The following is a 17,942-nucleotide window of genomic DNA, read 5'->3' on the forward strand; positions in this document are numbered from 1 at the left end:
CGATGCCCTTATCCGATGTTCGACAGTTTCAGCAGGTGGCGCAGGTCGTTGAGCAAGTCCTTGCCCTTAGCCTTCGCGTCGTAGCGCAGCACCAGGTTGCCGTGGGGGTCGACGATCCATAATTGCGCATCACCCGGTGCGGCGGCATTTTTGGAGAAGGTCGACAGGTCCAGCGAGTAACGCTGCAATTGCGGGTATTCGATTTTCAGTTTCACGTCGTACTCGGCGCCCACAGGTAGCGCGCTGGCCAAGGCATGACTGGCACGAGAGGCATCGCGACCCAGGCCGATCTGCAATTGGCGCGCGAGATACACCAGTTGCTGGCAGTCGGCGGCACAGACGGCGGGCGCAGTGACCAGCAGTTGCCAGCGCTGTTCGTCCGCTTGGACGCCGATGTCGGCGCGGGTCTGGCCATTACCAATCATCTCGCCGTGATAGCTACGATTGTCCGGGACCCAGAACTGAAGTTTGTACATGAAGGTAGCGAGCGCCATCGGGCCGATCACCATCAGCAGGATCAGGATCAGCTGCCAGCGGCCTTTACGCCGGTCGGGCGTGTCAGACATGTTGAGTGGATTCATGGCCGCTCCCATGGTGCTTCTCCTTTGCGTTGTGCCATCCGAGGTAGAGGTAAAGCGCCAGCAGCGCCAACGACATGGCGAACCACTGCACGGCATACCCCAAGTGTTTTTCCGGGCCCATGGCAACCACGGGCCAGTTGGTTTCGTACGTGCCGGGGCCTGCTTCGGCGCGCAGTTCGTAGGCAAAACCGCTACGGCCCAGCTCGGCCCACAGGGCGGCGGGATGCAGCGCGGTCAGCAGGCGCGGCCATTGCGCGCTCATAGGGTCTGCGTGTAACTGGAAGGTTTCGCCGGGCGCCACATAGACCCAAGCGTCAAGATTCACAGACTGTTCAGGGGTGGTGAAGGCGGGCGGGGTGCGCCGGTCCGGCCAGGGCAGCCAGCCACGATTGAGCAACAGCCATAGGCCGCTGGCCTGGTCGTGAAAGGGCTGCAGCAGCTCCACCCCCGCCTTGCCGTCGCGCATGCGGTTATCCAGCAACACGCCGTGTTTGGCGTCGAACTGACCGCGCAGATGGACGCGGCGAAAGGCTGGATCAGCCATGTCATTGAGCCGCTCACTGCTAACCGGCTCAGCCGCACGCCGCTCTGCATAGCTGTCCACCAGCAACTGTTTCTCATGCCCGCGGGACAGTTGCCAGAACCCCAGGCCCACCATCAACGGCAACAACACCAGCACCACCAACGTTGGTGCGAGCCCTGGGCGAAAGCGTTTTGTGGCGCTGGCTATACTTGTTTTCATTGCCGCACCTCCCTATCAATCAATGCCCACAAAGCCCAGGAACCAGACCATGCTCAAAGCAGCCATTGCCCTGATGCTGATCGCGACCGTCGTGAGCCTGTTCAGTGGCTTGTTCTTCCTGGTCAAGGACGAGGGCAACTCCAACCGCCTCGTCACTGCCTTGACCGTGCGTGTCGTGCTGGCCGTGATCACCGTGGCGTTAATCGCCTGGGGCTTTTTCAGCGGCCAGTTGGTATCTCATGCGCCCTGGTAGGGCGCGCCTCAAAGCACGTAGACAAAGAAAAACAGCCCGATCCACACCACATCCACAAAGTGCCAATACCAACTGGCCGCCTCGAAGCCGAACTGGTGCTCGGCATTAAAATGCCCACGCAGGATACGCATCAGCATCACAAACAAAATGATCGTGCCTATTGTCACGTGGGCGCCGTGAAAGCCCGTGAGCATGAAGAACGTCGCGCCGTACACGCCCGAACCCAACGTCAGGCCCAGTTCTTTATAGGCGTGGATATATTCCTCGGCCTGGAACCCGAGAAACGCCAGGCCCAGCAGCACGGTGATCGCCAGCCAGATTTTCAGCGCGCCGCGATGGCCCTTGCGCAGGGCATGGTGGGCGATGGTGATAGTCACGCTGGAGCTCACCAGCAGGATGGTGTTGACCAGCGGCAGGCCCCAAGGGCTGATGGTGCCTTCGGGCGCGGGATACAGCTTGGGGTCAGGGTTGTTGAGCAGCGGCCAGGCAAACTCGAAATTCGGCCACAGCATGTGCGCGACGCCCTTTGAGCCTTCGCCCGCCAACCACGGCGCCGACAGGTGCCGCACATAAAACAGCGCGCCGAAGAACGCGATGAAGAACATCACTTCGGAAAAAATGAACCAGGTCATGCCCCAGCGGAACGACCTGTCCATCTGTGCGCTGTACAACCCGGCGCGGCTTTCCTTGATCACCGCCCCGAACCAGCCGAACAGCATGTAGGCCAGCAACAGCCCACCGACGAAAAAGATCCACGGGCCGTGGGATTCCGGGCGCGCAGCCTTCAGATCGTTGAACCACACCGCCAAGCCATACACCGTGACCAGCATGCCAATCGTGGCAATTATCGGCCATTTGCTTTGCGCTGGTACGTAGTACGTATCATGAGTCGACATGTATTCGCTCTCCTGATTGAGCGTGCAAACAGTAGCTAGCCGCCTGTGTGGACAGCCACGGGCGGTTGGCGCGCGGTGATATCGAACAGCGTGTACGCGAGGGTCAAATGCTTCACATCCTTGGGCATGTCGCGGTCGACTATGAAGCGCACCGGCATCTCAATGCGCTGGCCTGGCTGCAGTACCTGTTGGGTGAAACAAAAGCACTCGGTCTTGTGGAAGTACATCGCCGCTTCAGCCGGGGAAATACTCGGCACCGCCTGGGCGGTCATCGGCTTGTCGCTGGGGTTGTAGGCCACGAACAGCATCTCGTTGACCGCCCCCGGGTTGACCACGATCTCGTCAGCCTTGGAATGGAACTCCCAGACCATGTCGATGGCATTGGTCGACAGGAACTGCACCCGCACCTGACGTGTGGGGTCCACCACTTGCGACCCCTCGTACTGCCCCGCGGTCTTGCCGTTGATGCCGAACGCCTTGCACATCACGTCGTAGATCGGCACCAGGGCAAAACCGAAGGCGAACATCGCCAGCACCAGAATCAGCAGGCGGGTGACCAGGCGGTTGAGGGGCACGGAGTCAGCCATGACACCGCCCACCTGTAGGAGCGAGCTTGCTTTCGAGGGGCGTTAACGGTGACGCGGGTAACCTGAATGAACGCGGCGCTCTCTGGCTTTTCGCGAGCAAGCTCGCGCCTACAGAAGAGCGCGCGACATGCGCCAAGGTGTTCATTATTTAACCTCCGGCGGCGTGGTGAACGTGTGGTACGGCGCGGGCGAAGGGACGCTCCACTCCAGGCCTTCGGCGCCATCCCACGGCTTGGCCGGCGCCGGCGGGCCGCCACGGATGCACTTGATCACGATGAACAGGAAGAAGATCTGCGTGGCACCAAACATGAAGGCGCCAATCGAGGAGACCATGTTGAAATCGGCGAATTGCAGGTTGTAGTCCGGCACCCGGCGCGGCATACCGGCGAGCCCCACGAAGTGCATCGGGAAGAACGCCATGTTCATGCCCACGAAGGACAGCCAGAAGTGCAGCTTGCCCAGGGTTTCGTCGTACATGTGGCCGGTCCATTTCGGCAGCCAGTAGTAAGCCGAAGCGAAGATCCCGAAGATCGCGCCGGGTACCAGTACGTAATGGAAGTGCGCCACCACGAAGTAGGTGTCGTGGTACTGGAAGTCCGCCGGTGCGATGGCCAGCATCAAGCCGGAGAAGCCGCCAATGGTGAACAGGATCACGAAGGCCACCGCAAACAGCATCGGCGTCTCGAACGTCAGCGAACCTTGCCACATGGTGCTGACCCAGTTGAACACCTTCACGCCCGTAGGCACGGCGATCAGCAGGGTGGCGTACATGAAGAACAACTCGCCCACCAGCGGTATGCCCACCACAAACATGTGGTGCGCCCACACGATGAATGACAGGAACGCGATGCTCGCCGTGGCGTACACCATCGAGGTGTAGCCGAACAACGGCTTGCGCGAGAAGGTCGGGATGATCGAGCTGACGGCGCCGAAGGCCGGCAGGATCATGATGTACACCTCGGGGTGGCCGAAGAACCAGAACACATGCTGGAACAGCACCGGGTCACCGCCGCCGGCCGCGCTGAAGAAGCTGGTGCCGAAGTGGATATCCATCAGCATCATGGTCACGCACCCAGCCAGCACCGGCATTACAGCAATCAACAGGAACGCGGTGATCAGCCAGGTCCAGACGAACAGCGGCATTTTCATCAGGGTCATGCCGGGTGCGCGCAGGTTGAGGATGGTGGCGACCACGTTGATCGCGCCCATGATCGAACTGATGCCCATCAGGTGGATGGCGAAGATGAAGAACGTCACGCTTTCCGGGGCGTAGGTAGTGGAGAGCGGGGCGTAGAAGGTCCAGCCGAAATTCGGCCCGCCTCCGGGAGCGAACAGGGTTGATATCAACAGCAGGAACGCCGCCGGCAACAGCCAGAAGCTGAAGTTGTTCATGCGCGGCAGGGCCATGTCCGGCGCGCCGATCATCAGCGGGATCATCCAGTTGGCCAGGCCGACAAACGCCGGCATCACCGCACCGAACACCATGATCAAGCCGTGCATGGTGGTCATCTGGTTGAAGAACGCCGGCTCGACGATCTGCAGGCCCGGCTGGAACAGCTCGGCACGGATCACCATGGCGAACGAACCGCCGAGCAGGAACATGGTAAAGGCGAACCACAGGTACATCGTGCCAATGTCTTTGTGGTTGGTGGTCAGTACCCAGCGCATCAAACCTTTTGCGGGGCCGTGGGCATGGTCACCGGCGTGGCCATGGTCATCGATCACAGCGCTCATGGCCGTTCTCCTGCAAGCGAGTGGGCGGGGCGGTTGGCAGTGAATGCGTTCATTTGCTTTGCGCCTGTTTCAGAGCCAGCACGTCTTTTGGCGTGACCATGTCGCCCTTGTTGTTGCCCCAGGCGTTGCGCTCGTAGGTCACCACGGCGGCGATATCGACTTCCGAAAGCTGTTTGCCGAACGCCGCCATCGCGGTGCCGGGCTTGCCGTGATAGACGATGCTCAGGTGGCCTTCTTTCGGCCCGGTGGCGATCTTCGAGCCCTTGAGCGCCGGGAACATTGGCGGCAGGCCTTGGCCCTCGGCTTGGTGACAGGCCACGCAGGTGGTGTGATAGACCTTATCGCCACGGGCGACCAGCTCTTCCAGCGTCCACTCTTTGGAGGTCAATTCCTTGAGCTTGGCGGCTTCCGCTTTGCGCTCGCCGAGCCAGGTGTCGTAGTCGGCCTTGGACTTGACCTCGACCACGATGGGCATGAAACCGTGGTCCTTGCCGCACAGTTCGGCGCACTGGCCACGGTAGATGCCGGGCTTCTCGACACGGGTCCAGGCCTCGTTGACGAAGCCAGGGATGGCGTCACGCTTGACCGCAAAGGCCGGCACCCACCAGGAGTGGATCACGTCGGCGGCAGTCACCAGAAAGCGCACCTTGGCCCCCACCGGCAGCACCAGCGGCTGGTCGACTTCCAGCAGGTAATGCTCTCCCTTGGTGGCCTGGTTATGAATCTGCTCGGCCGGCGTGGCCAGGTTGCTGAAGAACTCGACGTCCTGGCCCAGGTATTTGTAATGCCATTTCCACTGGTAGCCGGTGACCTGGATATCGATATCCGACTCACTGCTGTCGTAGATATTGATCAGGGTTTTGGTCGCCGGAATGGCCATGGCCACTAGGATCAGCAAAGGCACCACGGTCCAGAGAATTTCCACGGTCGTGCTTTCGTGAAACTTGGCCGCTACCTGGCCCGTGGACCGCCGGTGCAGGATCATCGACCAGAACATCGCGCCAAACACGACAATGCCGATCACTACACAGATCCAGAAAATGGTCATGTGCAGGTCGAACACAGCGTGACTGACTTCAGTCGCCCCTGGCGCCATATTCGTTGTCCAGGCGGCGTGCGCCTGGCCGAATACTGACCACAACAGAAGGCCCATCCAAACGTGTGGATGTCGCGTCATTGCGGGTTCCCCTTATCGTTCTTGTTATCCCGCCGGTTTGCACCCGGGGTGAAGGGAGCGGCTTCCATACTGCTTACAACCGCTTAGCCTCACCTGCTCATGCAGTCTGGCGTCATCAGCTAATTGCGTACAAACCCGAGTATAGACAGCACCTGCAACCCCGCAATGTGTAGGGGCAAATGAGCAGAAATGAGTGGCCGAAGCTAATAAATCCGGGAGCGTAATCGTTTATCCGACGAACGATGGCAATTCGATATAACGCGGTTGCATAACCATGAAATAATTATGACAAATGCGTCTGAGGCGCTCGTATAAACGAGCTACCTTATCCTCTCCCTATTCCTACGCCTGCTTCACTGGAGCTTTCATGAACACCGCCGCATTGCGCGAGCAGATTTCCCGTGCCCATCAACACGAAACCAGCACCGGCCAGCTTGCCCTGCAGCTGGAAAACCAATTGCCGCACCTGCATTCGGCCATCGCTGTGGCTGACGGTGATCGCACCCAAGTCATGACCCGCTTTGTAACCGCCTACATCGAACTCGTCCCGGACTTGCTGGAAGCCGCCAATGACGTGGCCCGCGAAGCCGGTATCGAAAGCCAGATAAAGCCGGTGCTGAAGATCGCCGAGCAATTCTTCCTGCAACCGCCAGCGATTCTAGTGGGCCATGTAGGGCTCGACGGCTTGCTGGACGAGGCCTACCTGGCCCATCGTCTGGTGGAAGAGGTCAACGATTTGTATATCAAGCATTTCGGCCAGCCGTTGATTCCTGCGGATACCACCGTGGCTAACGTGATTGCCCATCAGCTGATTGGCGAAACATTCGCTAACCAGTTGGATGAAGCGGTGCACCACGCGGTAGATGAACTGCTTAACGAAGAAAGCTTTGCGCTGGAGTCCGTCGAGGCGTATCGCGAACAGTTGAAGAGCCCGGACACAGAAGCGGCGTGGAAGCGCTGGCCGTGCCTGTCGCGGCAGCTGGGTGTTGAGTTGGCGCTGGATCAGCCTGCTTAAACTTTGCAGCGGGCGCTATGTTTGATCGTTCCCACGCTACGCGTGGGAACGATCATCAGCCAACGGACGGCGCTGAGCCAATCCCCGTCGTCGTGCGCAGACGCCCTTCCAACCGGCGCTTCAACCCGCGCGCCTCTATCACCAGCTTCGAGCCCTTGGCCACATTGGCTCGACCCCATTCCTCCAGCAACTCCAGGCAGGAATGGTCGATGTAACTCAGGTTATTGAGCGGCACATGCACGGTCGTCCCCGCGGGCACCGTCGACAGCACCTGGGTCAGCGCCGGCACTTTCAGAAAGGTCGCCGCACCGGTCAGGCGCAGCTCCATCTCGCCGTCCTTGGGCAGGTCTATCAGGCTGACTTTAAGCCGCGACGCCTTAAAGGCCAGTTTGACCAGCGTCAGGCCGAATCCCACCAGCACACCGGTCAACAAATCGGTAAAGATGATCGCCAACGCGGTGGCTGCGTAGGTAAACATCGGCATCCGCCCATAACGTCCCAACGCCCGGAACGCCTTGATATCCACCAGCTTGATCCCGGTGTACACCAGCACGCCCGCCAGGCTCGCCACCGGAATGCTTTGCAGCACGCTCGACAGCAACAGCACGAACCCCAACAGCCACACACCATGGAAAATTGCCGACAGGCGCGTGGTGGCACCGGCCTGCACATTGGCCGAACTGCGCACGATCACACCGGTCATCGGCAAGGCGCCGACCAACCCGCAGAGCATGTTGCCTACGCCTTGAGCGGATAATTCCTTATCAAAATCGGAACGCTGACCGCTGTGCATGCGATCGACCGCCGCGGCGGAGAGCAGGGTCTCGGCGCTGGCGATAAACGCCACGGCGAACGCGGCGATCAGCAGTTGCGGGTCAGCCAGGTTCAGCAGGTCGCCGGGGCGCAGCCAATCGATTGCGTCGGCGAGGTTTTCCGGCACCTCCACGCGCTTGACCTGCAATGCCAGCACCAGGCTGGTCACCGTCGCCAGGCCCACACCGAGCAAGGCACCCGGTACAAACCGCAACGGATGTGGCCGCAATTTATCCCACAGGTACATCACCAACATTGTCGACAAACCCAGCAAGCCGGCCTGCCAGCCAAGCCCACCGCCAATGGTCGGAATCGCTTCAGCCAAGGCGGCCGGGAAGCCCGCCAGGTTATCCAGCCCCGAAGGCTTGGGCGCGCCGTCGAGCATCACATGGATCTGCGACAGCACAATCAGTACACCGATCCCCGCCAGCATGCCGTACACCACCGCCGGCGCCGTAACGCGGAACCAGCAGCCCAGGCGCAAACGCCCCGCCACCAGTTGCAGGAAACCCGCCAGCAGCAGAATCGGCCCCAACATCGCCATGCCGTGCTGGCGCACCAGCTCAAACACCAACACCGCCAAACCCGCCGCCGGGCCGCTGACTTGCAGCGGCGACCCCGCCAACCAGCCCACCACCAGGCCACCGATAATCCCGGTGATCAGGCCCTTGGCAGGCGGCATGCCGGAAGCGATTGCAATGCCCATGCACAAGGGCAGGGCGACCAGAAACACAACCACGGAAGCCAGCAGCTCCCGTGGCAGTACAGCTTTCAATTGAGCAACACGCATGATGACTCTCCCGAGGCATTCGCCGGGCGCGGCAAAGCCTGGCTGCATCCATGGCAGCCACCGCATTACCCGGCAGGGAAGTGTTTTAGAAGCGCGCTTTAGGCGTCGCCGAAGGGATCGACTCGGTCGCGTTTAACGGTCGAAACGCCGCCTGATCCGCGTCGTAAGCCCGAATTTCGCTGGTCTCGATGTTGTAGATCCAGCCGTGGATAAACAATTGACCGTTGGCCATGCGCGAAGCCACCGAAGGGTGAGTGCGCAAGTGCTGCAACTGGGCGATGACGTTTTCTTCGGTCAGCACCTTCATGCTCTCGCCTTCATTGGCGCAGTCGCAGTTGTCCTCAACCATGGACTTGGCAACCTCGGCGTGACGCAGCCAGGCCCTGACCGTCGGCATCTTCTCCAGGCTGGCGGGATTGAGTACTGCACGCATGGCGCCACAGTCGGAGTGACCGCACACGATGATGTGCTGCACGCCCAGGGCGAGTACCGCGTACTCGATGGCCGTGGAAACACCACCGTTCATCTGGCCGTAGGGCGGCACCACGTTGCCCACATTACGGGTCACGAAAAGGTCGCCTGGGGAGCTTTGGGTGATCAGCTCGGGCACGATGCGCGAATCGGCACAGGTAATGAACATCGCCCGTGGGCTCTGGGCCGTGGCGAGTTTCTTGAAGAGTGCTTCCTGCTGAGGGAAGACGTCGTGATGGAAATGCAAAAAGCCGTCAACGATGTGTTGCAGCGCTGCATCGGCGGACTCCGCCACAGAAGGGGCTGAAGCCGACGCAGCCAACGGCTGTTTATCCTTGTCACTCATGATTCATCCTCTTGATTAATGCAGGGGAGTTTTCAGGTCAGTTCGACGCCCGGTCAGTGGAATAGTTGGAAAACTCCCCACCCCAAGGCGCCGACTCATCAGTCACTCGATGAACAAGGTAACCGTCGAAACTTAACTCAAACTGAATGAACCGCTCTAGAACGCGGGTTTCAGTGATATCAAAACGCGACTATTCCTACAGGAACGGTGCATTCTTCCTCGTCAGTCTACAACAATGCCATTTGTCTGCCTGGGGGACAAAACGCAGTGCAATCCAGGTTGAAGCCCTCACGGCGATTGAGCCCCAGGCGTTTGATCGCCTTGCTGAAACGTTGCGCCAGCAGATCGGCGAACGGCCCCTCGCCACGCATACGCACGCCAAACCGACTGTCATACACCTCACCGCCGCGCACCTGACGCACCAGGCTCATCACATGGGCCGCACGCTGAGGGTAATGCGCCGCCAACCATTCCTCAAATAGCGGCGCTACCTCCAGCGGCAGGCGCAGCATCATGTACGCCGCGCTTTGCGCGCCAGCGGCGTGGGCTTCGGTCAGCAGGTTTTCCAGCTCACTGTCGTTGATCATCGGGATCATCGGCGAACACAGCACGCCCACTGGAATACCGGCCTCGCGCATCACCCGGATCGCCCGCAACCGTGCCTTGGGCGCTGCCGTGCGCGGCTCCAGGATGCGCTTGAGCTCGTCGTCCAGGCTGGTAAGGCTGATCATCACCGCCACCAGGCGCTGCCGGGCGAGCTCGGTGAGCAGGTCGAGGTCGCGCAGGATCAGCGAGCCCTTGGTGATGATGGTCACCGGGTGCCGGTAACGCAGCAGCACTTCGAGGGTTTGCCGAGTGATCTTGTATTCACGTTCGATAGGTTGATACGGGTCGGTATTGGAGCCCAGGTTGATCGGCGCACACACATACCCCGGCTTCGATAACTGCTGCTCCAGCACGTCGGCGGCATTGGTCTTGGCGATCAGCTTCGTTTCAAAATCCAGCCCCGGCGACAGGTCCCAATAGGCATGGCTGGGCCGCGCATAGCAGTAGATGCAGCCGTGCTCGCAGCCACGATAGGGATTGATCGAGCGATCAAACGGCAAATCCGGCGAGTTGTTGCGGGTAATGATGGTTTTCGCCGTTTCGATACGCACTTCCGTGCCCTGGGTCGGCGGTACTTCCTGGTACCAGCCATCGTCCTCAGCGACGCTGACGGTGGGTGCAAAACGGTTGTGCAGGTTGGTGGCCGTGCCCCGGCCACGGGGCGGCAGCGGAGTAGACATGAAAACGCCCCTATACTGTTTTTATATACAGTATAGGGGCGCAAGGGTTCTGGCCAGTGCCGTTTGGCAGTCAGGGAAGGGTCAGTGCTTTTGCGTCACTTGCCCGAGATCATCGCCCGAAGTAGTGCGCATATCGTTCTTGCGCAGGTCTGCCACCTCGCCGGCTTTCACCGGCGCACCTTTATTGCCCCAGCTGCCACGGATGAAACTGACCACATCCGCCACTTGCTGGTCCGACAACCGCCAGGCAAACGCTGGCATGGTGAAGGTTGACGGCGCTGCGTGAGTAGCCGGCAACGTCCCACCGTTCAACACGATGTTGATCAGTGAAGTGGCATCCGCCGTCTGCAACACCGGGTTGCCCGCCAGCGCCGGGAACACCCGCGTGTACCCATGGCCATCGGTACGGTGGCAGGCCGCGCAGTTGTCGATGTACACCGATGCGCCCGGCTTGCTGTCATCACCTTTCCAAAGCGCCTCGGCCACCTGCTTGTCGTACTGGTGCGGCGGGTCCTTGGGGTCCACTGCCGGCAGGCTCTTGAGGTAGCGGGCGATCGCGGTCAGGTCGTCCTTGGACATGTACTGCATGCTGTGCACCACCACATCGCTCATGCCGCCGAACACCGCGCTGCGATCACTGCGCCCGGTCTTGAGGAATTGCACCAACTGTTCCTCACTCCAACTGCCGAGGCCGTCCTTGTGGTCGCCGCGCAGGCTTTTCGCGATCCAGCCTTCCAGCGGCGCGCTGCCGGACAGGAAGGCGTTGCCGTCACCGGCACTCAGGGCTTTTTCCTGCATGGTCAGGGCGCGTGGTGTATGGCACGCGCCGCAGTGGCCGAGGCCCTCCACCAGGTAGGCGCCACGGCTGATCACTGGGTCAGCGCCCGCTGCCGCCTGGTAATCCGCCACCGCGGGGGCAAACATCCAGCGCCACGCCGCCAACGGCCAGCGCATGCTTAGCGGCCAAGGGATGTCGCTGTCCTTGTTCTCCTGGGCGACCGGCTCCACGCCTTTCATAAAGTACGTATACAACGCCTGCATGTCGCTTTCACTGACACGCGCGTAAGACGGATAGGGCATCGCTGGGTAAAGCGTACTACCGCTCTTGGCGACGCCATGGCGCACGGCCTTGTCGAAGTCCTCGAAGCTGTAGTCGCCCAGGCCGGTCTTGTCCGGGGTGATGTTGGTGGAATAGATCACGCCAATGGGTGTTTCCATCGGCAGGCCGCCCGCGAATGGCTTGCCACCCTTGGCGGTGTGGCAGGCCACGCAGTCGCCAGCGCGGGCCAGGTATTCGCCCTGCTTGACCAGGTCGGTTTCGGCGGCGCTCACCGAGCAGCTGCTAAACAGAGCAAAGGTCGCGATAACAAGTGCTTTCATGGTCATCGCTCCTTATGCCTGAACCAGGGGGCCGGGGTTTTTCAGGTAGTGCTCGCGAATCGCCCGCGCCGACCAATAGGTCAACGCTGCCACCAGGCCGGTAGGGTTGTAGCCCAAGCCCTGTGGGAAAGCGGACGCACCCGGGACAAACACGTTGTGGACATCCCAGCACTGCAGGTAGCGGTTCAACGCACTGGTTTTCGGGTCGGTGCCCATGATCGCGCCACCGTTGAGGTGCGTGGTCTGGTAGGACGCGGTGTTGAAGTGCTCACCGACCTTTTTGCCAAGCACGGCAATCGCTTTGGGGTTCATCGCTTCGGCGATCTTGCCCATTTTCTCGACCATGAAGCGGTTCATCTTGATGTCGTTTTCCTGCCAGTCAAACGTCATGCGCAGCAACGGCAGGCCGTAGGCATCGCGGTACACCGGGTCCAGATCCAGATAGTTACCCCGGTAGGATTGATGTGCACCGTGAGCGTCCATCGACACTTGGTGGGTGTAGTAGTCGGCGGTGGCGCGCTTCCAGGCACTGCCCCAGGCCGGGGTGCCCGGTGGGTTGGAGGTACCGGCAATCGGCCGGCTGCCCGCCTGGTTGACCCACATCGGCGACCCTCCGACGAAGCCATGGGGCCCGTGGTCGAAGTTGTCGGCGTTGAAATCATCGATCGCCACACCATTGCCGCCGGCGCCGATGAAGTTGTTGGTGTGGGTGTCCTTATCGAAGAACGCCTTGATGGTGGCCATGTTCTGGTAGGCGAAGTTCCTGCCCACCACGCCCTCGTTGGTAATCGGGTCGTAAGGCTTGCCGATGCCCGACAACAGCATCAGCCGCACATTGTGGAACTGAAACGCGCCGAGGATCACCAGATCTGCCGGCTGCTCGATTTCGCGGCCCTGGGCGTCGATGTAGGTCACGCCGGTGGCCTTGCTCTTGGTGCTGTCGAGATTGACCTTGAGCACGTGGGAATTGGGCCGCAACTCAAAGTTCGGCACCTGGCGCAGCGCCGGCAGGATGTTTACGTTCGGCGAGGCCTTGGAATACATGTAGCAAACGTAGCCGCTGCAGAAACCGCAGAAGTTGCACGGGCCCATCTGCGCGCCATAGGGGTTGGTGTACGGCCCCGAGGTATTGGCTGACGGCAGGTTGTAGGGTTTGTAACCCACCGACGCGGCAGCCTTTTGAAACAGCTGCGCCGACACGGTGTTTTTCTGCGCTTCCAACGGGAACGGGTTAGAGCGATCCGGCGCATATGGGTTGCCGCCACGGTCTTCGCCCACTCGCTGGCCGTTGACGGTCCAGGCCTGGCCGGAAGTGCCGAAGACTTTTTCCGCGTAGTCGAAAAACGGCTCCAGCTCTTCGTAGCTGACGCCGAAGTCCTGGATGGTCATGTCCTTGGGAATGAAGTTTTTCCCGTAGCGTTCTTCGTAATGGCTGCGCATGCGCAACTCGATAGGGTCAACGCGAAAATGCACCCCCGACCAGTGCAAGCCCGCACCGCCCACGCCGTTACCCGGCAAGAAGGCACCCAACTGACGGTTCGGCAGGGCGACATCGTTCACGCTATGGCGAATCGTCACCGTCTCCTTGGAGATGTCCTGGAAGAGTTTTTTCCGAACGCTGTAAGTCAGTTCGTCAATCACCTGGGGATAGTTACCGTCCGGGTAAGTGTCCTGCATCGGGCCGCGCTCCAGCGCTACCACGTTGAGGCCCGCTTCCGTCAGCTCCTTGGCCATGATCGCGCCGGTCCAGCCGAAGCCGACAATCACCGCATCCACTTTCTTCATGATGGTCGCCACGTTTATGCCCTCTCGCCGCGAATTGAAACAGCCGGGAAGGGGTATTGCTCGTTGCGTTCCACCCAGTCCATAAAATCGGCGCGGGCGCCGGGGAAGCCGATCATGGTCCAGCCGACCATGCCTTTGTTGCCGCCATGAATCGGGTCGCAGAAGAACCCTTCCTTGGTGTTTTGCAGCAGCAGGTTGAAGAATATCTTCGGTGGCACCGTGTCGAAATGCGCGGAGACTTCTGCGCCTCCAGCCTCCAAACGCTTGAGCATATCCTCCTGGGTAGCGCTGTCTTGCGCAGCAAACGCTTTACCGTTGAACGCCTTCGACCATGCATCCGTCGCGGCAATACCCAGGCGATAGATCTCCTTGGGCACCAATTTGCTCTGCCAGCCCATCTCCGGCGCAGCCTCGGCGTTGAACGGGCCTTGCATGAACCACAAGGCGCCGCTGGCGTACGGCGTGTGCATCTGGCGGTCGATGTATTCCGGTGCGCCGGCTTCCAGGGCGCCAGGGCCTTGGGCGTCAGCCGGGATCAGGCGTGCAACGGCGGCATTGATAAACGCCCATTCTTCAGCGGTGAAATAGCTCGGCTCATAGGCCTTGTCGCTCACGGGCGGCTTGGCTGGCGCGGCCTGGGCCGGCTCGGGCGTGGCCATCAACATCGAACTGCCAAGGCCGGTGCTGGCAACCGTGACCACCGGGATCAAGGTCAAGGATTTGCGCAAAAAGTCACGCCGGGGGTTGTCTTGATCTTGATCAGACATGGGTGCACCTCATCATGTGGTCACGGGTTTAACAGCGGCTTCTGGTGAGCGGCTTGTTTGTATTGGGCGGCGAATTGGATCCAACCGATCCAGGGAGATAGAACGCAGCGGCAATCAATAGTTACAAATGATAGCAGGCTAAGCATCGAGAGAATCGATTCAGCGACAAAAGTAGGGGGGTTCACGATTCTTTGACGAGCGCCTCACGTCCCATTGACCCCATACAAACCAATCTGCGTCCCATCACCCAATAGCCCACTCGGTAACGTCGCCCCATGTTCAACACTCAACTGCTGCCAACCCTCGTCTTGGCGTTTATGGCACTGTTCGCGACGGTTCACGCCCGGGCCGACGAAGCCTCGTCCATTCGTTCAGCGGAATGGGCCCAGCCTGTGGGCACCCAGTACAACCTGCACCAAATGACGCCCACGCTCTACCGCAGCGCCCTTCCGGACAGCAACGCAGTTCCTCTACTGGAACAACTCAAGATCGGCACCGTGATCAACTTCCTGCCGGAGTCCGACGCCAACTGGCTGAAAGCCTCCGGCATCCATCAGGTACAGCTGACATATCGCACAAACCATGTCGACGATACCGACGTGCTGGCAGCCCTGCGGGCGATCAAGGATGCACAAGCCAATGGCCCGGTGCTGATGCACTGCAAACACGGCTCGGACCGCACCGGCCTGATGGCGGCGATGTACCGCGTGGTGGTTCAGGGATGGAGCAAAGAGGATGCTTTGAACGAGATGACCTTGGGCGGCTTCGGTTCAAGTAACGGCTTTAAGGACGGAGTTCGCTACATGATGAAAGCCGATATCGACAAGTTGCGCGCAGCCTTGGCGAATGGCGATTGCAGCACCAGCGCGTTTGCGCTGTGCTCAATGAAAAGCTGGCTGAACCCGGCGACGAAGGCGCACGAGGCCGCTGAGGAAAAAACTGCACTGGTCGTGACCCCCTGAGATGTAATCCCAGGGGGTGAATGCATCAGTCTTTTTTCAGCTTCGGATTCGGAAAGAACTGCACGGCCTGCACCTTCGGGTCCGGTGCTTTCAACGCCGACACATTCACCCGCGTGCCCAATTCCTTGGGCACCGACAAACCTTGGTCATTCAGCGTGTCGGTATAACCGCAGGCGACACATTCGCGGTGCGGCACGCTGTCTTCGGTCCACATCTTCAACTTGTCCGGCTCGCTGCACGCCGGGCAGACCGCCCCGGCGATAAATTGCTTTTTGGTAATCACAGGCACTTCGCTCATGCTGCCGCGTCCTCACTCAGGCCGCTGTGGCGCAAGAGTGCGTCAATCGACGGCGCACGCCCGCGGAAGTCGACGAACAGCACCATTGGCGCCTGCGAACCGCCACGGGCCAGGATTGCCTCGCGGAACGCTCGGCCGGTTTCGGCATTGAGCACGCCGTCTTCTTCGAACTTGGAGAAGGCATCCGCCGACAACACCTCGGCCCACTTGTAGCTGTAGTAACCCGCCGCGTAACCGCCGGCGAAGATGTGCGCGAAGCTATTGGGGAAGCGGTTGTACGCCGGTGGGCGCATCACCGAGACCTCGTCGCGCACGCCCTCGAGCACCTGGGCCGGGCTGCGGCCGTCGCCGTGGGTGGCATGCATTTCGAAGTCGAACAGCGAAAATTCCAGCTGGCGGACCATCATCAGGCCGGATTGGAAGTTCTTCGCCGCGAGCATTTTTTCCAGCAGGTCCTGGGGCAGCGGCTCGCCGGTTTCGTAATGACCGGAGATCAGCGCCAGGCCTTCCGGCTCCCAGCACCAGTTCTCCATGAACTGGCTCGGCAACTCCACCGCATCCCAGGCCACGCCGTTGATGCCGGACACGCCTGCGTGTTCAACGCGGGTCAACAAGTGATGCAAGCCGTGGCCGAATTCGTGGAACAGGGTGGTGACTTCATCGTGGGTCAGCAGGGCAGGCTTGCCGCTGTCGGCCGGAGTGAAGTTGCACACTAGGTTGGCTACCGGGCTTTGCAGCACACCGTCAACGGTGCGGCGACGGTCGCGCGCGCCGTCCATCCAGGCACCGCCGCGCTTGTTGGCGCGGGCGTACAGGTCGAAGAAGAAGCGGCCGACGTGCTGGCCGTTTTCGTTGATTTCGAACAGGCGAACGTCCGGGTGCCAGGTGTCGAAGCCTTTCAGTTCGGCGATCTCGATGCCGTACAGGCGCTGCACGATGGCGAACAGGCCGCCCAGCACTTTGTCGATCGGGAAATAGGCGCGCAGGGCTTCCTGGGACACGCTGTAGCGCTGCTCACGGAGCTTTTCACCGTAGAAACCGCTGTCCCAGCTTTGCAGGTCGGCGCAGCCTTGTTCGGCGGCGTAAGCCTTGAGCTGTTGCAGGTCCTGGGTGGCAAACGGCTTGCTGCGCTTGGCCAGGTCGCGCAGGAAGCTCAATACCTGGTCGCTGGACTCGGCCATCTTGGTGGCCAGGCTCAGCTCGGAGAAGGACGCAAAGCCCAACAGCTGGGCCAGTTCCTGGCGCAGGTCGAGGATCTGCTCCATCACCGGGCCGTTATCGTTCTGACCGGCATTCGGGCCTTGGTCTGACGCACGGGTGCAGTAGGCCGCGTAAATTTCCTCACGCAGGGCGCGGTCCTGGGCGTAGGTCATCACCGCGTAGTAGCTGGGGAATTCCAGGGTGATCAGCCAGCCGTCGAGGCCTTTGGCCTGGGCGGCGGCGGCCATTTGCGCCTTGGCCGAGTCGGTCAGACCGGTGAGGGTGGCCTCAAAGGTGACGTGTTTGGTCCAGGCCTGGGTGGCGTCCAGCAGTTGGTTGGAGAACTTGCTGCCCAACTCGGAGAGTTTGCTCTGCACTTCGGCGTAGCGCTTCTGCTGCTCAGGCGGTAAGTCGATACCCGACAGGCGGAAGTCGCGCAGCGAGTGTTCCAGGATGGTTTTTTGCGCCACATCGAAACCGGCGGCCTCGGGGCTGTTGGCCAGGGCTTCGAAGGCCTGGAACAGCGCACGGTTCTGGCCCATCTCGGTGGAATAGGCGCTCAACGCTGGCAGGCAGCCTTCATAGGCTTCGCGCAGTTCGGCGCTGTTGCACACGGCGTTGAGGTGGCTGACCGGGCTCCAGGCGGCGCCCAGGCGGTCGTTGAGTTCGTCCATGGCCAGGATCAGGCCGGCCCATGTCGGATTTTTCCCCTGGCTTTGCAGGATGCCTTCGATGGCGACACGGTTGTCGGCGAGGATCTGTTCGATGGCCGGCTGTACGTGCTCGGCACGAATCGCCGAGAACGGCGGCAGGTCGTAGGACTGCAGAAGAGGGTTGTTCGCGCTCACGGTTGGCACCT

Annotated in this window: 17 protein-coding genes; 3 read left to right on the forward strand and 14 right to left on the reverse strand. The window is 60.8% G+C overall.

What is annotated here, in order from left to right; translation table 11 throughout:
• Window positions 1–8: 8 nt before the first annotated feature.
• Complete coding sequence (locus ACR52_RS05730) at window positions 9–593, reverse strand: hypothetical protein (protein ID WP_048721538.1); 585 nt, start codon at window positions 591–593, stop codon at window positions 9–11.
• On the reverse strand, window positions 559–1,323 hold the full coding sequence (locus ACR52_RS05735) for an SURF1 family protein (RefSeq protein WP_048721539.1): 765 nt from the start codon (window positions 1,321–1,323) through the stop codon (window positions 559–561). The genes ACR52_RS05730 and ACR52_RS05735 overlap by 35 nt, the downstream gene beginning before the upstream one ends.
• Before the next feature lie 49 nt (window positions 1,324–1,372).
• Here ACR52_RS05735 and ACR52_RS05740 point away from each other — a divergent pair, with 49 nt between their 5' ends.
• Window positions 1,373–1,576, forward strand: a complete 204-nt coding sequence (locus tag ACR52_RS05740; RefSeq protein ID WP_016978774.1) for a twin transmembrane helix small protein — start codon at window positions 1,373–1,375, stop codon at window positions 1,574–1,576.
• Between the two features lie 8 nt (window positions 1,577–1,584).
• Here ACR52_RS05740 and ACR52_RS05745 read toward each other — a convergent pair whose 3' ends face one another.
• The 4 genes from ACR52_RS05745 to coxB form a co-directional block, all read right to left on the reverse strand.
• Window positions 1,585–2,472 (reverse strand): cytochrome c oxidase subunit 3, encoded by an 888-nt coding sequence (locus ACR52_RS05745; protein WP_048721542.1) that lies wholly within the window; start codon window positions 2,470–2,472, stop codon window positions 1,585–1,587.
• A 35-nt stretch (window positions 2,473–2,507) separates the two neighbouring features.
• The gene (locus tag ACR52_RS05750) at window positions 2,508–3,059 is read right to left on the reverse strand and encodes a cytochrome c oxidase assembly protein (protein ID WP_048721543.1); all 552 of its coding nucleotides are present in this window, start codon (window positions 3,057–3,059) and stop codon (window positions 2,508–2,510) included.
• Between the two features lie 144 nt (window positions 3,060–3,203).
• A complete protein-coding gene (ctaD, locus tag ACR52_RS05755; RefSeq protein WP_048721544.1) occupies window positions 3,204–4,793 on the reverse strand; it encodes a cytochrome c oxidase subunit I in 1,590 nt (529 codons plus the stop codon).
• 49 nt (window positions 4,794–4,842) lie between these two features.
• Window positions 4,843–5,970 carry a cytochrome c oxidase subunit II gene (gene coxB, locus ACR52_RS05760; RefSeq protein ID WP_048721545.1) on the reverse strand — a complete coding sequence of 376 codons (1,128 nt, stop codon included), beginning with the start codon at window positions 5,968–5,970 and terminating at the stop codon, window positions 4,843–4,845.
• Between the two features lie 367 nt (window positions 5,971–6,337).
• On the opposite strand from coxB, the gene ACR52_RS05765 reads away from it, so the two are divergent.
• The gene (locus ACR52_RS05765) at window positions 6,338–6,985 is read left to right on the forward strand and encodes a hypothetical protein (protein WP_048721548.1); all 648 of its coding nucleotides are present in this window, start codon (window positions 6,338–6,340) and stop codon (window positions 6,983–6,985) included.
• A gap of 55 nt (window positions 6,986–7,040) precedes the next feature.
• Here the strand turns inward: ACR52_RS05765 and ACR52_RS05770 are convergent, their stop codons facing one another.
• The 6 genes from ACR52_RS05770 to ACR52_RS05795 all read right to left on the reverse strand — a co-directional run bounded on the left by ACR52_RS05770 (window position 7,041) and on the right by ACR52_RS05795 (window position 14,623).
• Window positions 7,041–8,588: a SulP family inorganic anion transporter gene (locus ACR52_RS05770; protein ID WP_048721550.1), complete on the reverse strand. Its 1,548-nt coding sequence runs from the start codon at window positions 8,586–8,588 to the stop codon at window positions 7,041–7,043.
• Window positions 8,589–8,673: 85 nt separating this feature from the next.
• Window positions 8,674–9,405 (reverse strand): carbonic anhydrase, encoded by a 732-nt coding sequence (locus tag ACR52_RS05775; protein ID WP_048721552.1) that lies wholly within the window; start codon window positions 9,403–9,405, stop codon window positions 8,674–8,676.
• Between the two features lie 227 nt (window positions 9,406–9,632).
• Window positions 9,633–10,691 (reverse strand): PA0069 family radical SAM protein, encoded by a 1,059-nt coding sequence (locus ACR52_RS05780; RefSeq protein ID WP_048721554.1) that lies wholly within the window; start codon window positions 10,689–10,691, stop codon window positions 9,633–9,635.
• A gap of 81 nt (window positions 10,692–10,772) precedes the next feature.
• Window positions 10,773–12,071 (reverse strand): c-type cytochrome, encoded by a 1,299-nt coding sequence (locus ACR52_RS05785; protein WP_048721556.1) that lies wholly within the window; start codon window positions 12,069–12,071, stop codon window positions 10,773–10,775.
• A gap of 12 nt (window positions 12,072–12,083) precedes the next feature.
• Entirely contained in the window at window positions 12,084–13,868 is a 1,785-nt protein-coding gene (locus tag ACR52_RS05790; RefSeq protein ID WP_048721565.1) for a GMC family oxidoreductase, read from the reverse strand.
• A 2-nt stretch (window positions 13,869–13,870) separates the two neighbouring features.
• A complete protein-coding gene (locus ACR52_RS05795) occupies window positions 13,871–14,623 on the reverse strand; it encodes a gluconate 2-dehydrogenase subunit 3 family protein (RefSeq protein WP_048721567.1) in 753 nt (250 codons plus the stop codon).
• 275 nt (window positions 14,624–14,898) lie between these two features.
• Between ACR52_RS05795 and ACR52_RS05800 the strand changes: the two genes are divergently transcribed.
• Window positions 14,899–15,585, forward strand: coding sequence for a dual specificity protein phosphatase family protein (locus ACR52_RS05800; protein WP_048721570.1), 687 nt, complete (start codon window positions 14,899–14,901; stop codon window positions 15,583–15,585).
• 25 nt (window positions 15,586–15,610) lie between these two features.
• Here the strand turns inward: ACR52_RS05800 and ACR52_RS05805 are convergent, their stop codons facing one another.
• Window positions 15,611–15,883, reverse strand: coding sequence for a YheV family putative zinc ribbon protein (locus ACR52_RS05805; RefSeq protein WP_048721572.1), 273 nt, complete (start codon window positions 15,881–15,883; stop codon window positions 15,611–15,613).
• Window positions 15,880–17,931: an oligopeptidase A gene (gene prlC, locus ACR52_RS05810; RefSeq protein ID WP_048721574.1), complete on the reverse strand. Its 2,052-nt coding sequence runs from the start codon at window positions 17,929–17,931 to the stop codon at window positions 15,880–15,882. Before prlC ends, ACR52_RS05805 begins: the two co-directional genes overlap by 4 nt.
• Window positions 17,932–17,942: the final 11 nt, after the last annotated feature.

It is taken from the genome of Pseudomonas fildesensis (genome assembly GCF_001050345.1).
GTDB lineage: Bacteria > Pseudomonadota > Gammaproteobacteria > Pseudomonadales > Pseudomonadaceae > Aquipseudomonas > Aquipseudomonas fildesensis.